The sequence below is a fragment of the Aeromonas sp. PI_26 genome (assembly GCF_027854445.1).
GTDB lineage: Bacteria > Pseudomonadota > Gammaproteobacteria > Enterobacterales > Aeromonadaceae > Aeromonas > Aeromonas veronii.
In genome coordinates, this window is sequence record NZ_JAJNOE010000014.1 from 123,373 (window position 1) to 136,991 (window position 13,619).

The 13,619-nt window shown below is 59.8% G+C and carries 12 protein-coding genes; 5 read left to right on the top strand and 7 right to left on the bottom strand.

From position 1 onward, the window contains the following. Nucleotides 1-7 precede the first annotated feature (7 nt). From LRL22_RS15255 to LRL22_RS15265, 3 genes are read right to left on the bottom strand one after another with little or no spacing between them, the layout of a single operon-like run. Nucleotides 8-1,279, bottom strand: a complete 1,272-nt coding sequence (locus tag LRL22_RS15255; protein ID WP_270905755.1) for a glycosyltransferase family 4 protein — start codon at nucleotides 1,277-1,279, stop codon at nucleotides 8-10. Continuing rightward, complete coding sequence (locus LRL22_RS15260) at nucleotides 1,276-2,682, bottom strand: O-antigen ligase family protein (RefSeq protein ID WP_270905756.1); 1,407 nt, start codon at nucleotides 2,680-2,682, stop codon at nucleotides 1,276-1,278. The genes LRL22_RS15255 and LRL22_RS15260 overlap by 4 nt, the downstream gene beginning before the upstream one ends. Beyond that, on the bottom strand, nucleotides 2,670-3,989 hold the full coding sequence (locus LRL22_RS15265) for a lipopolysaccharide biosynthesis protein (RefSeq protein WP_257698920.1): 1,320 nt from the start codon (nucleotides 3,987-3,989) through the stop codon (nucleotides 2,670-2,672). Before LRL22_RS15265 ends, LRL22_RS15260 begins: the two co-directional genes overlap by 13 nt. A 299-nt stretch (nucleotides 3,990-4,288) precedes the next feature. On the opposite strand from LRL22_RS15265, the gene LRL22_RS15270 reads away from it, so the two are divergent. From LRL22_RS15270 to LRL22_RS15285, 4 genes are read left to right on the top strand one after another with little or no spacing between them, the layout of a single operon-like run. After that, on the top strand, nucleotides 4,289-5,044 hold the full coding sequence (locus tag LRL22_RS15270) for an acyltransferase (RefSeq protein ID WP_270905757.1): 756 nt from the start codon (nucleotides 4,289-4,291) through the stop codon (nucleotides 5,042-5,044). Further along, nucleotides 5,041-6,240 carry a glycosyltransferase gene (locus LRL22_RS15275; protein WP_270905758.1) on the top strand — a complete coding sequence of 400 codons (1,200 nt, stop codon included), beginning with the start codon at nucleotides 5,041-5,043 and terminating at the stop codon, nucleotides 6,238-6,240. The genes LRL22_RS15270 and LRL22_RS15275 overlap by 4 nt, the downstream gene beginning before the upstream one ends. After that, nucleotides 6,237-8,777 carry a hypothetical protein gene (locus LRL22_RS15280; protein ID WP_270905759.1) on the top strand — a complete coding sequence of 847 codons (2,541 nt, stop codon included), beginning with the start codon at nucleotides 6,237-6,239 and terminating at the stop codon, nucleotides 8,775-8,777. The genes LRL22_RS15275 and LRL22_RS15280 overlap by 4 nt, the downstream gene beginning before the upstream one ends. Nucleotides 8,778-8,788: 11 nt before the next feature. Beyond that, on the top strand, nucleotides 8,789-9,265 hold the full coding sequence (locus tag LRL22_RS15285; protein ID WP_216962422.1) for a hypothetical protein: 477 nt from the start codon (nucleotides 8,789-8,791) through the stop codon (nucleotides 9,263-9,265). Here the strand turns inward: LRL22_RS15285 and LRL22_RS15290 are convergent. Beyond that, on the bottom strand, nucleotides 9,243-9,689 hold the full coding sequence (locus LRL22_RS15290; RefSeq protein ID WP_088869109.1) for a hypothetical protein: 447 nt from the start codon (nucleotides 9,687-9,689) through the stop codon (nucleotides 9,243-9,245). The two genes, LRL22_RS15285 and LRL22_RS15290, sit on opposite strands and share 23 nt — an antisense overlap. 90 nt (nucleotides 9,690-9,779) lie before the next feature. Next, complete coding sequence (locus LRL22_RS15295; protein ID WP_270905760.1) at nucleotides 9,780-10,547, bottom strand: hypothetical protein; 768 nt, start codon at nucleotides 10,545-10,547, stop codon at nucleotides 9,780-9,782. Between the two features lie 157 nt (nucleotides 10,548-10,704). Here LRL22_RS15295 and LRL22_RS15300 point away from each other — a divergent pair, with 157 nt between their 5' ends. Further along, nucleotides 10,705-11,550 carry a DUF1194 domain-containing protein gene (locus LRL22_RS15300; RefSeq protein WP_270905761.1) on the top strand — a complete coding sequence of 282 codons (846 nt, stop codon included), beginning with the start codon at nucleotides 10,705-10,707 and terminating at the stop codon, nucleotides 11,548-11,550. Between the two features lie 278 nt (nucleotides 11,551-11,828). Here the strand turns inward: LRL22_RS15300 and LRL22_RS15305 are convergent, their stop codons facing one another. Both LRL22_RS15305 and LRL22_RS15310 read right to left on the bottom strand, forming a co-directional pair. Further along, entirely contained in the window at nucleotides 11,829-12,806 is a 978-nt protein-coding gene (locus LRL22_RS15305) for a hypothetical protein (RefSeq protein ID WP_270905762.1), read from the bottom strand. Between the two features lie 50 nt (nucleotides 12,807-12,856). Then, entirely contained in the window at nucleotides 12,857-13,303 is a 447-nt protein-coding gene (locus LRL22_RS15310) for an SLATT domain-containing protein (RefSeq protein WP_270905763.1), read from the bottom strand. Between the last annotated feature and the right edge of the window lie 316 nt (nucleotides 13,304-13,619).

Consider the following 13,619-nt stretch of genomic DNA (forward strand, 5'->3'; position numbering starts at 1 on the left):
TGCTCCCTTACTCTGGCACCTTGCGGCGGCCAAACCCCAGTTGCACTTTTTGCGCCACTCTTGCCATCCCACTCGCCAGCATATTGCGACCTCTGGCAAGGAGTCGCTGCCCCGCCCAGTGAATGAGTGGTCGGAAGGGTGTGGAGGCCGTGGCGTGCCAACGACCAGCCAACGCGGCGTCCCACACCGCCGTGACCCCGTCGACATAGCGCGCCACCGTGAACAGCTGTGCGGCACGCAACTTAGCGGCCCGCCCCATCGCACATCGGCGCTGCGGATTGCTCAATTGCCGCCAGTGATCAGCCATCTCGGCCCAATCCCCCGGGGTTGCCAGCAAGCCGGTCACCCCCTCTTCCACAACTTCCGGAATGCCGCCCACCCGATAGGCACTGACCGGGAGCCCCAACATGCCCGCCTCCGCCAACGTCAGACCAAACACCTCCTCACGGGCTCCGGAGACCAGCAGATCCACCCCGCCCCGCAAGATAGCGGCACTGTCCGGCCGCTCGCCCAAAAAGTGGACCCGCTCGGCCACCCCGAGCTCGACAGCCAACACCATCAATGCTTCCCGCTCCGGACCGCTGCCAATGATCAGCAACTGGGCCTCCTCCCCCGATGCCATCAGGGCAGCCAGCGAGCGGATCAACAGATCAATCCCCTTGCGTTTGATCAATGAGCCGACGGTTGCGATGATCATATCCCCCGGGGGCAAGCCCAGCATGCCGACGACCGGCCAGTGAGCACCGCCATTCAGGCGAGCGGCATCCACCCCGTTGGGTACCCGGATCAACCGCTCGGCCGCACAGCCATCCTGGCGCCAACCGGTCAACACCGGTTCGCTCACCCCGATCAGCACGCTTGCCTGATGAACCCGCAGGCTGAATCTGTCTCTGGGCTGGTAACGGGCATGGAGGTGGCACACCAGCGGTACCTGCAACGCCCGACAGACCCCCACCAGCCACTGACAAGGGGCCGCACTGTTGGCGTGTACCAGCCCAATCTGCCGCTCGGTGATGAGCTCTCTGGCTCGCCGGGAGAGGCGCCGATGGGCAGCAAGATCAAAACGTGGCGCCTGCCATCCCAGCAGCAGGCTGAACGGCTCGACCATGGTTTCTATCCCGAGGGGGGCCGCCTCTGCCGCCAGCGTCGGGCTATTGCACCAGAGCAACGGCGTAAACCGGCTGCGATCGAGGTGAGCCAGCAGATCCAGCAGGCAGCGTTCGCTGCCGCGGATCCAGTCCTCTCCGTAGTGAACCAGCAAAACAGGGGTTGCGTTCATCCTCTTGCTCCCTTTGGTGGCACTGCCGGCAACCGGGTTGCCTCCTGATGATCCTCAGCGGTGGCCTTTACCTCTGTGGCCGCCTGCTGCACGTACTTGATGGCGGCGACGGCCAGCGCCAACTCCAGATAGATGGGCCAGGTAAACCCTTGGGTCAGGAAGGATCCCGAAATCACAAACCCCACCATGCTGGCCATCACCCCCTGCATCGCCGTGATCACTGCAGGAGGCATGCCAGCAAGCTGGCAACGCCAGCAACTGCGCAGGGTCACCGTCACCATGCCGATAAACAGCGCCAGCCCGACAAAGCCGGTTTCAGCCAGCACCCCGAACCAGGTGGAGTGCACCGCATGATTCAGTCCATCCCAATGGGGGCTGTAGAAGAAATAGTTGTAATAGAAATTGGACAAGCCCACCCCCACCAGCGGATGGCCCAGCGCCATGCCCCAGGCCGCTTGCCAGGCGTAGATCCGCCCCATGGCCGAGGCATCGACCCCGCTCTCGGCGGCGCCGCCAGATGCCCGGTCGCTGATCCCGGCGGCGGCAAAGAGCACCAGCAGCGCGACCATCCCCAGCGAAATCAACAGGATTTTCGACTGCACCCGCTGCCAGGCAAACAGGCCACCAACGGCGCAGATACCCAGCAGACCACCGCGGCTCTGGGTGGCGATAATGGCGGCGGCGGTCAGCGCAAAGCCAAGCCCCCCCAGCAAACGCCCCCCCACCCCATTGCCCTGATTGAGCAGCAAGCTCAATGAAAAGCCGGCAGGAAAGAGCAGCACCAGCGCCAGATCGTTGGGATCCCCCAGCACAGAGCCCAGCTCGCGCCCTATGGTCACCCGGGTGCCCTCCACCAGCCCGATCCCGCTCGCCTTGTTGTAGAGGGCCACCAGCGCCACCAGACAGCCCGCTACCACGAAGGTGCGCACCGCCAGCGCAAAATCCCCCGGGGTGCGCACCAGCCAGGCGGTCGCCAGGGTCATCAGATAGATCTTGCTGTAGCTGCCGGTCCAGGTGGCGATCGCCTCGCCCCGGTTGCTGGCAAACAGCACACCGATGGAGACCATCACAAAGACGGCAGTCAGCCAGCTCAGGGCTGGACTCCAGTAGGGCTTGATCCGGCCGGTCAGCAAAATGTGCCAGACCAGCGCGCCGATGGCGGCCAGCGAGAAGAGCAGCGGGATCTTGAGGGGATAGAGCTGGGGGAACACCTCATGCAGCCGAAAAAAGGAGAAGGTGACAAACCCCAGCACCATCAAGAAGGGCCAGCGCAGGGCAAACCAGATGGCGGGAATGGCAAGGCCGAGCACCGGCAGCAGCAAAGGATGGGGCAGCCGCCACCAGAGCAGAGCCAGCACCAGACAGATGGCGCTTGCCCAGATGGCCGGCGTTAGACGAGCCATGATCCTGCCCACCATTGGCCGAGCCAGACCATCGCCAGCGCCCCAAGCGAACTGGCCCAGAGGGTCGAGAGGCGATACGGCAGCGGCAGCAACCGCTGGCTCACCAGATAAAAGGCCAGCGCCCGCACCAGATAGACCAGCAGCAGAGTCCAGATCACCCCGGCAACCCCGAAGGGGGGGATGGCGAGCAGAAAGCCTGCTACCCCAAGGGCGCTGCAGCCCAGATTGATCACCATCTGGGCATTGCTCTTCTCGCCGCTAAAGCAGCCGACATTGAGCAAGTCCGAAACATTGCGCACCGCCATGCCCAGCACCAGCAGCGGAATGTAGGCGATCGCCCCGTGATAGCTCTCCGGGGTCAGCCAGCGAATAAGCAAGGGAGCAGTGAGCCCGACAATCCCAGCGGTAACAAACCCCAGTACCGACCCCATCACGCTGTAGTGGGCATTGAGCCGCAGTCCATCCGGCTCGCGCAGCAGCATGAAACGGCGGGGATACCACCAGAGGGCAAAGGGTTGCAGCAACAACCCCACTGCCAGCGCCAGCTTGCCCGCCACCGCGTAGTAGGCAAGCAGCGCCTCACCCACCACATCGGCCAGCAGCCAGCGATCCAGTCCGCTCAGGGCAAAGCCTGCCAGCCCGCTCACCACCAGGGGCAATCCATAGCGCAGCAGCGGCCGATAGTGCTCCCAGTCAAAGCGGATCCCGCTATCTCGCCATTGCCAGAGGCTCAGCAGCAACGCCAGTGCAACGCAGGTCAGGGTGCCGGAAGCCAGCACCCCGCTCACGCCCCAGCCGAGCCAAAGCCACCAGCCGGTCAGCACCGACTGGATCACCGCCTTGCCTGCGGTCGCCACGAAAAAGAGCCGGGCCTGATTGCGCATCCGCAGCCATGCAAGTGGCACGCCGATCACCCCTTCAAACGGCAGGGCGCAAAGCACCCAGCGCACATCCGCAAGACGGGTTTCCACCGGCAGCCAGGCTTGCACCACAGGTGCCAACAGCCAGAGCAGCACCAGACTGGCCAGGGCGATCAGCCAGACCAGCCCAAACATGCGGGCCACCACCTGCTGGCGCTCCTGCTCATCTTTCGCCAGTCCGGCAAAGCGGTAGAGGGCATCCACCAGCCCGAAGCCAAGGATCAGGGAGCCCAGATTGATAAGGGTGAGCAGCACCTCCAGCTGACCGTATTCACGAGGGAGCAGCTGATGGGTCAGCACCGGCAACATCAGCAGGGAGATCCCCTTCATCAGGAGCAAGCCGCCGGCGTAATAGAGCATGGCAATCTGGTTTACACCAAGTTTCATAGGGCCTCCCAGCCTCCCGAAGCATCCCGCTTCGGGTCAGCTACCGCTAATGCAAAGCCCACGCCACTCACTCCCGCCCTGAAGCGATAGTCCCTCTGTGCGGCTTAACCGGCCTGAACAAGCCCAGAATGAGACTGGCATTTGCGTTTTGCACAACGCTGGCTGCAAATTGCACCGACCGGCGCAATCTGCCCCTCCTCTTAGCCCCATTTGGCCCGATCTAGCTGGGGTCGTCCTGTTGGCCCGATCCCTGCTTTCTGCATAGCGAGCAACGGACTGCACCAGAGGGAGAGGCCGCCATGAACACCATCAACCTGCACCGGATGAAAAGCTGGGCCAAACAGGGGGAGACGCCACTGGCCCGCCGGGTATGGCGACTGGCCAAAAGTGCCCGCCACTGGTCATGCCCAGTGATCCCTCCCCTGCACCGGCTGCTTTATCGGCTCTATCTGCTGGGCAGCAACGCGCTGGCGACCCTGACCCGCACCCTCTGGTGGACCCCCTTGTTTCAATCTCGCCTCACGGCCCCCGCCCCGCGCCTCTATCTCTATGGCGGCATCCCCTATATCAGCGGTCCGGTCACCATCGAAATTGGTGCCGACTGCCGCCTCAGCGCCGCCATGACCATCAGCGGCCGGGCATCGAGCCAGACACCAAGGCTGGTGATTGGCCGCAATGTCGGCATTGGCTGGCAGACCACCCTGGCGGTGGGCAGCAAGATAGTGCTGGGGGATAACGTCAGAATTGCTGGCCGCGCCTTTCTGGCGGGCTACCCGGGGCACCCGATCAACGCCCGCGATCGCGCCCGGGGCCTGCCGGATCGCGATGAACAGGTGGGGGCCATTGTGCTGGAGCAGGATGTCTGGCTCGGCACCGGGGTGATGGTGATGGCCGGTGTCACCATAGGCGCCGGTACCATTGTCGCCGCAGGCAGCGTCGTCACCCGGGATCTGCCTGCAGGTGTGCTGGCAGCGGGTGTACCGGCTACCGTACTGCGCCCCTTGCAACCACAGGATCACAGCGACCTCGCACACGCCTCGGAGACCCTTGCATGAAACCACACTCACTGCCGCAACTGGTGGTGCTGGGCGAGGATTGGGGCCAGCACCCCTCCAGCACCCAACACCTGATCAAGCGTCTGTTGCCCGATTATCAAGTGCTCTGGGTCAACTCCATCGGCATGCGCTGCCCCCGCTTTACCCTTCATGATCTCACCCGCATCGTCCGCAAACTGGGGGCCGTGCTGCGCGGCGCGCGCCATGCTGGCGGCCAGTCGGTTGCGCCATCAGAGGTCAACAGCCCCCGGGTTCTGCCGCCGCTCGCCTTACCGCTGCACAGCAGTCGGCTGGCGGGCAAGATCAATGGCCACTGGCTGGCGGCGCAGATCCGGCGTCAGCTGCCCGAGCTGGATCGCCCCTTGCTCTGGATCTCCCTGCCCAGCGCCGTCGATCTGATTGGCAAGCTCGAAGAGCGGGCGGTCATCTACTACTGCGGCGATGACTTCTCGGCGCTGGCAGGGGTGGATCATCAGGCCATCGCTCACTGCGAGGCCCGACTGGTGGAAAAAGCCGATCTCATTCTGGCCGCCAGCCCCGCGCTGGCCAGCCGCTTTCCCCCCCATAAAACCCGACTCCTCAGCCACGGCGTGGATCTCGAGCTGTTTATGCCCCCCAGAGAGCGCCCGGCGGATCTCCCCTCCGGCCGTCCCATTGCCGGATTTTACGGCAGCCTGAGCGACTGGATTGATATTCCCCTTCTGGCAGAGACGGCCGCCGCCCTGCCCCACTGGGATCTGGTGCTGATTGGCCCGGTCCAGACCGATATCTCCCCCCTCAAGGGGCTCCCCAATATCCATCTGTTGGGGCCCCGTCCCCATCACACACTGGCAGCCTATGCCCAGCACTGGCAGGTGAGCCTGCTGCCCTTTGTCGACAACGCCCAGATCCGTGCCTGCAATCCATTGAAATTGCGCGAATATCTGGCCGCAGGGCGCCCCATCGTCAGCACCGATTTTCCGGCTCTCGATGGCTATCGGGATCAGATCCAGCTCCCCCACGATGGGGAGAGCCTGGCCCAGGCCATCAATCGGGCCGCCTTTGATCAATCCAATCCGGGCTGGTTTCAGGAGAGTGGCTGGGAGGGGCTCACCCGCAGCGAAGGGCGCCACACGCGCCAGCAGCAGGTTGCCCTGCAAAGCTGGGATCACAAGGCTGCCGAGCTGAACAACTGGTTGAAGGGGCTGGTCGGATGAGCAGAGAGCTCTGGCTGGTTATCCTGCTCTGCTGCCATGCAGCAATGGCCGCGACCCGGCTGGAGGGGCAGACCCCGCTGCCCATGACAGGTAACCAGACACCCCAGCGGCTCGATCTGAGCACCTACAACTGGCCAATAGGGAGCGATGATGAACTGGTGATCGAGGGCCATAACCCCAGCGCCCGCCCGCAAACCCTGATCCTGCGTATCGACGATGAGGCCTCGGTCAACTACCGCAGCCGGGTCAATCTGGAGCGGATTGTCGCACCCGGCCCCTTCACCCAGCGCTTTGCCTTGAGCGAGTGGCGCACCAGCCAACCCAGAGCGCTGGCGCTGGACAAACTCACCAAGCTCTATCTCTTTATGGCCGATAACGCCCCCTCGCTGACCATTCACCGCTGGTACTGGGAGCCCGGTCTGACTCTGCCTGCGGGCACCATTGCGCTGGATCTGGGGGCAGCCGCCGCGCCCCGATTTACCGGCTTTGAGGCCCTGAGTCCGGGAGATCCCCGGCTGATTGGCCATCCCACACCCATCTTGCGCCCCTCCGGCGATGCCCTGGTTCGCGATGGGCTGCGCAATCTCGACGGAGTGCGACTGGACCTGGCCAAGGGGCGCTACCAGCTCACCCTCTGGCTCGATGACCCCGGCGAGTGGGAGTACCTGCCCCACCCCTTCGAGCGCAGCGTACTGGTCAATGGCGAGCCCATCTGGGCCGAGCAGTGGCAACCGCAGGAGTGGCTAACGCAGCGCTATCTGGCGGGACAATCCCGCGAGGCACTGCCAAACCCGGATCCCTGGCAGCTGTTCGGGGCACGACAGGGCGGCCCGGTCCATGTCACCCTGAACCACCCCGGCGGCCCGCTCACTATCACACTGGTAGGTCACTCACCGGATGCCAAGTACCTGGCGGGACTGCTGCTTGCCCCCTATCCGGCCCCCACCAGCAAAGAGGCGCTCCCGAATAGTGGAAAAGATCGCGCCGTATTGGCCGACGCTACCGCAAGCGTGCTGACCAAGCAGCGCCAGCTGTTTTTGGAAAAGTGGACTCTGGCCCCCTATTCCCCAACCCCAGCCCCTGCTTCTCAGCAACTGAGCCTCACGCCGATTACGGATGCCGCCCCCACCCTGCAGATCGCCCCGCTATCTGCGGCCGATGCGTTGAAGCAGGCTGCACAACCGGTGCTGGCCGCCCGTGGCAGCCAGCTGCTGATGGAGTTTGCCATCCACGCCACCACCGACGATCCGGCCCCTTTGCTGGTGATCCAGCCCCCCGAGCAGGCAGGATCGCCGCTGGCGCTGACCCCCTATTACGGCAAGTGGCATCTGGTTCGCCCGCAGGCGAGCGGCACCCTGCTGGCTCCCTCGGATCAGGAGCTGGTCGAGGGGGTCGCCGGGCTCACCCTGCTGGCAGGAGTGACACGGCGTCTGGTGCTGCAGATCACCGTCCCACGCGATGCGCCGGCGGGGCGCTATCTCGGCAATATTCAGCTGCTCAGCCAACAGCAACTGGTGCAGCTGCCACTGACTATCGAGGTGCTGCCGCTGACCCTGCCCGCGGCCAGCAAGCCGGTCGGCATCTATGTCGAAGCGCCCCCCTATCTCAACTGGCTGAGCCCCGACCCCGAGGCGCTAAAAGAGCAGATCGCCGCGGCCAGTCGCTGCGATCTGGCGCGGCTCGCCAAGCTGGGGATCAGTGGCCTTTCACCCGCCCTGCCACAGGATGAAGCGGGGATGCGGGAGATCATGGGAGAGGCGGCCGGGCTCGGCTTTGTGCCGCCCCTGCTGGCCTATACCCCGCTCAAACGCTGGGGGGGAGACCCTGCCAGCCAGCTTGATCAGTGGCAGGCCCGGCAACAGGGGCTGACCGCCAGCGGCTTGCCCCCGCTGGCATGGAGCCTGTTTGATGAGCCCGATCTCGCCACCCTGCCCGCCATCACCACCCTGGCGCGGGAGATGAAACGGCGGGATCCGGCGGTGATCCGTGCGGGCCACTTCAATCATCCGGGTCAGGTTGGTCTGCTGGCAGAGGTGGAGATTGCCCTGATCAACGCAGGTTTTGGCGCCGACAAGGCCGATGTGGCGCGGGTACGCCAGCACAAGGTCACCCCCTGGTTTTACAATCTGGGCACCCCGAGAGCCGCCGGCTTCTATCTGTGGCAAAGCGGCGCCGAGGGCTATTTACAGTGGCATGGCCGCATGCCCACCGCCCTGCCTTATGACCCCACCGACGGGCGGGAGAGCGACTTTATGCTGCTCGGCCCGCAAGCCTGCGAGGCGCACCGCCTCTCCCACGATCTGTTGCTGTTGCAGCAAGCCATCGAAGATCTGCGCTGGCTCGCCTGGCTGGAGCAGGAGGCCCGCTATCAAGTAGAGGCCGCCCTGCTGCTGGAGCGCCTGCGGGATCAGCTGCCGACCCGCTGGCAGGTGGCAGAGCAACTGCCCTCTGCCGCCTGGATCCAGTGGCGCCGCGAGATTGAACAACTGGCCAAGGGATTGAAAACATTGCAAACTGGTGCCAACTCATCCTCCTGAAGTGACTGCGTATGGCCAACCAGATTCCCCGCTCCACAGCAAAAGACAGCGCCCTGCGCCACCTGTTGCCCCTGATGCTGCCGCTGCTGATCCTCACCGGTTGCGCCCGTCAGGAGCCGGTCAATGAGACCCTGCCGATCCTCAACCAGTTGCGGGAACAGCAGCTGGCCGAACAGCCCCAGCTGCAACTGCAGTACCAGCAAGCGGAGACACAACTGCCAGCGGATCAGGAGCAGCAGCTGCATCAGTTTTTAGGACGCAAGGATCCGGCCCGAATTGCGCTGGTAAGCGGCCCCGGGCTGCAAACCGACATGCTGGAGAGTGCGCGGATAGCGAGCGTGCGGCTAACCGCACTCACCCGCTTGCTGGGCTCTCGCGCCATTGAGCTGGAGCCCCGCTATGACCCCATGCTGGCCCCCAATACCTTGCTGATCCGAATTCTGCCAAACGGTGAACCGGGGTCGGTCACCCCAGCGGCGGCGCAATAAGGTCAATGCAAGAAGTCGGCAAGGCCACCCGATAGAGGGGATAAGGGGCCAGCCCCCACAATTTGCGCCAACCCTGGGTCAGACGGTAAGAGAGCAGCGGCGGGCTCTGGTGCAGCTCGCCTAAAAACATCACCCCTTGGCTCATCCCTTCACCCGCCAGCGTCACTGACATCGCCTCGCTATCCGGCGCCACCAGCATGGCCTGCAGCAGACCATCACAGCGGGGATGGGCCAGCTGATAGCTGACATAGGTGCCGCCCAATACCGGCGTAGCCACCCGCAAGCGCCAGCCCATCTGGACCAGCTCCAGGAGCATGGGCTTGGCCCCCTCGTTAACTGCCCGGTTCTGATAACGCCAGCCCATGGCGGCAGCACTGAGCAGCGCCACCAGCAACAGCAACAGATATCCCCTAGATAGATGCATCACGGCGTCCCCGGATAAAGAGAATGGTCATCACCAGCAACATCATATTGACCACCCGGCTCTGATAACGCCACCAACCGCAGATATCCCTTAGACAGGCGCATCACGGCGCCCCCTTAGAAACAAGATGGTCATCACCAGCAACATGATGGCCCACTGGTAGAGCTGGGCCAGCGAGCCGGTATGCAGCCAGCCATACCAGCGCAGATCCAGGCTCATCAGCACCAGCCGCAGCTGATTGGCCCCGATATAGAGCAGGCAAACCAGCAGCAACATGGACCACTGCCGGTAGAGTGGGCGCTCCGGCGCCAGCCAGCAGCAGGAGACCAGCCAGGAGAGCACCACCAGATAGAGTTGTGAAAACGAGGAGCACCCCTTGAGCACGATCAGAGCATGCCCCCCCAACCGCTCGATGCGATTGCCATCAAGGCGAGTCTCCCAGCCCAGCAGTTGCAACCACTGGCCCACCCCCCAGGCATCGAGCGCCAGCACAGGGCCGGAGAGCAGGGCAAACACCTGCTGCCCCCACAACACCGCCACAGTAAAGGCGAGCACAATCTGCAACACCGCCCGCTCATCGCCACTCTGATGACGGCGCCATAGCGAGGCCACCAGCAACAGACAGGCCAGCGCCTTGCAACTGGCGCTGGGGATCAGGATCAGCAGGATAAAGAGGGCGAGCGCCAGTGGGTGCGGGTGCCAGCTCGGTGCAACCCGCGATGCAATTTGCCACCAGATAGCAATCAGCAACACTACCAGCAGGTTGAAGTGACCCATATTGAGCCATACCATGCCCCACTGATTGGCCAAACCAAGTAGCAGCCAGTTGGGTGCCCACTGCCAGGGACGGATCTCCATCGCAACTCCTGCCGGTTATCAGCGCTTTTGACCGCTGTCGCAAGTTCCATGCCTGCCCGACCTCACCCGGATCAAGCCAAGTCAGAGGATGCAACAAAGCTGGCACGCTTTATTCATTCCCCCTGCTGGCACTAGCGCCAGGGAGAAGGAGTGAGCAATGAAACTCAAACCGTTGGCAGGGCTGCTGGGGATGTTGTTGGTCACCTCCCCCGCATACGCCTTGACCGAAGTCGATACCGAACTGCAACTGCTGATGGATGTGTCGGGCAGTGTCAGTTCATCGGAATTCAATCTGCAATTACAGGGCTATGTGGACGCCTTTTACAGTCAGGATGTACAGAGCGCCATCCTCGACACCAGTGGCGGCAAGCTGGGGTCAATTGCGGTACAGATGATCATGTGGAGCGGCTCGACCCAGCAGAGCGTGATGACCGACTGGTTCCACCTCTACGACATGACCTCCATCAACAACTTCGCCGCCACCCTTGATGCCCTGGTCCGCCCCTATGCGGGGATGACGGCACCCGGTTCGGCCATGGCCTTTGGTGGCTTGCAGTTTGATACCAACGACTTCACCGCCGCCCGCCAGGTGATGGATGTGTCGGGTGACGGTATCCAGAACGCAGGGCTGGATACCGCCACCGTGCGGGATCAACTGCTCGCCTCCGGCATCGATACCATCAACGGCATCACCATAGGTCAGGACTATGCCGATGGGGTGTTGCAAGAGTGGTATGTGGAGAACGTGGCGGGCGGTCAGGATGCATTTGTCATCAATGCCACCACCTTCGCCGACTTTGGCAATGCGCTGGAGCTCAAACTGGCGGCCGAAATTGAGGGGGGCATTATTCCGGAAGGGGCACTGGCCGCCCCCATCGAGGAGATCCCGCTGGCCGCCCAGCTGCTGCTCGGTATGCCGCTACTGCTGGCCTGGCGCTATCAGCGCCGTAACCAAGGACGCCTGCAGCACGCCAACGGGCAACTGGCACCCGCCATCGGCTGATTTATCACCCCGTGTGTCGCGATTAGGGAGCCATGGCTCCCTGATTTTTGCAGCAGCTATAGCCTGAAATATCCAACATTGTTTACTATTGGCCCGAGAACTCACGTATTTGAATAATGGCGCTGCTTAAATCCTCTTAATTAAAAAACTCTTTCAAACATATACACTCGTCTTAAACACTTAAGGCTGTATTAAAGGGTGCGCAACGCAACCACTTTATATAAACCATTGCTTCTTAAATCTAAAAGCGAGCGTTGGGAGCCTCTCTCAAATGAATTTTAAACTCGTGACCTTAGTTGTATAAGTGGCTCTGATTTCATCTGCTGAATGAAACCAATTTTGTCAGTTGTTTCTGCGAAGCCACGTAATTGTCCCAATAGGCCACCAATTGCATCAGGGGCATAATTTAGGAATTTCACCATATCTTTAACATTATAACTATACATAGGATGTGTTGGATGAACTATCCCATTCCGCTTGCTTTTTAACTCAATAAATTTAGAGCGATACTTCGATGATTTGAATTCTTTATGTTTATGGGCTGCGAATGTTGTAACCCAAGCATCAAGCCTATCCTCAAGAGGTGCTTGGGAATTTAGTGTCACCAGATTTATGAACTCTTTTGAATTAGAAACCAATTCATTCACGTGAAATGTGTATTTATGCAAAAAGCAATCAACTAAAGATACTGCACATTGTAGGTATGAACGGTAAGCCCTCGTTAAACTTGAAAAATCGTCAGATAAAATTGCTTTATATGCTTCCTTTCGATAATGCGTAATATCATCAGCAAAAGAGATTTCTGGAGACTCAATACCTCCGGGGACCTTTACATTTTCGGAGTGACTTACGTACTTGGCACCAAGATCAATCTGTACCCCTGTATCATCCCCCATTATTGCGATAGATATTGGCGAACTTAGAAATCTGTCATTCTGATCTAGCATTTGTTGCAGGACATTTGCCTTACCATTTTTCCTAACACAGTCTATCTCCCCCTTCAAATCGATGATAAATGCATCAGCTAATTTCTGATTGATGATTATCTCACTATATAGATACTTTTTGTTAATCTTAGGTAGGTTAAGCTCCTTCCAAATTTGGATTACGTATTTCTCTGCCTTTTCTTTTCCTACTCTTATCTCTTGAAAATTAGCCTCCAATGTTCCTCCTTGCACATAACTTACTGTTAAAATATAAGCAGAACAATAACTATGCCACCGTATACAACCTTGGCCAATAAACCAACGTAGCATCAAAATGCTACACGTTGGATGTATCTCTTCAAACGTTTGGCATGTAAATATTACTGTGAATCATTTGAAAATAATGGACTTGGGGACAATGGTGATAGCTCCGATGCCCTATCCCAATCCTTTTTAAACTCATCAAGCCATTTACTCATATCTGCTGGGTGGCACGCTTTAGCTAATTGTGCTCGACGTTTCAGCTCACCAAAACTCTTCGCAGCTTTTTCATGTTCATTAATGTTGCTTGGGCCAAGAAATGTTTGGATGCTAGCAAATATGCTCGCCAAGAGACTAAGAATTGATACAACCATAGGAAGACCAATTTCAAGCGTCTCGATACCTGAAAAAATAAAAGCACTAGCTAAAGCCGAAAAAAGTGCGGTAGGTATTCCTAGCCAAAAATACATCCTACGAGCTCGATTCGCTGCTGCATATTGAGCTTTTTGACCTCGACGTACTTTTTCGTACCATAGATTTAATAATTCTTCTGGTGAATCTGCCACCACATACTCCTTTGTTAAAATAACAGTAATTCGACAGATGACAACATAAACATATCAGTAACATCTTCCATCTAACTCCACCCAGCAACTTGTCATCACAAAAATAAATCACGTTAAAGCCATGGCATGACCAACCCGTTTATGATTTACAATTTATTATCAATGCATTACACCAGCTCCACTTGTACCACTGGATAAAACCACAGTCAACAAACGGAAATAGAAAATGAAGTCTATCTCCTCTTTTATGGGCCTGCCGCGATGTTTACTCCGCCATCCGTACATGTCTAGTCCTGAAATAGGTTTACACATTTTC

What these genes read in the sequence shown, in the direction of transcription:
- LRL22_RS15255 (WP_270905755.1), bottom strand. Translation starts at nt 1,279, where the DNA reads ATGAACGCAACCCCTGTTTTGCTGGTTCACTACGGAGAGGACTGGATC.
- LRL22_RS15260 (WP_270905756.1), bottom strand. Translation starts at nt 2,682, where the DNA reads ATGGCTCGTCTAACGCCGGCCATCTGGGCAAGCGCCATCTGTCTGGTG.
- LRL22_RS15265 (WP_257698920.1), bottom strand. Translation starts at nt 3,989, where the DNA reads ATGAAACTTGGTGTAAACCAGATTGCCATGCTCTATTACGCCGGCGGC.
- LRL22_RS15270 (WP_270905757.1), top strand. Translation starts at nt 4,289, where the DNA reads ATGAACACCATCAACCTGCACCGGATGAAAAGCTGGGCCAAACAGGGG.
- LRL22_RS15275 (WP_270905758.1), top strand. Translation starts at nt 5,041, where the DNA reads ATGAAACCACACTCACTGCCGCAACTGGTGGTGCTGGGCGAGGATTGG.
- LRL22_RS15280 (WP_270905759.1), top strand. Translation starts at nt 6,237, where the DNA reads ATGAGCAGAGAGCTCTGGCTGGTTATCCTGCTCTGCTGCCATGCAGCA.
- LRL22_RS15285 (WP_216962422.1), top strand. Translation starts at nt 8,789, where the DNA reads ATGGCCAACCAGATTCCCCGCTCCACAGCAAAAGACAGCGCCCTGCGC.
- LRL22_RS15290 (WP_088869109.1), bottom strand. Translation starts at nt 9,689, where the DNA reads ATGCATCTATCTAGGGGATATCTGTTGCTGTTGCTGGTGGCGCTGCTC.
- LRL22_RS15295 (WP_270905760.1), bottom strand. Translation starts at nt 10,547, where the DNA reads ATGGAGATCCGTCCCTGGCAGTGGGCACCCAACTGGCTGCTACTTGGT.
- LRL22_RS15300 (WP_270905761.1), top strand. Translation starts at nt 10,705, where the DNA reads ATGAAACTCAAACCGTTGGCAGGGCTGCTGGGGATGTTGTTGGTCACC.
- LRL22_RS15305 (WP_270905762.1), bottom strand. Translation starts at nt 12,806, where the DNA reads ATGCTACGTTGGTTTATTGGCCAAGGTTGTATACGGTGGCATAGTTAT.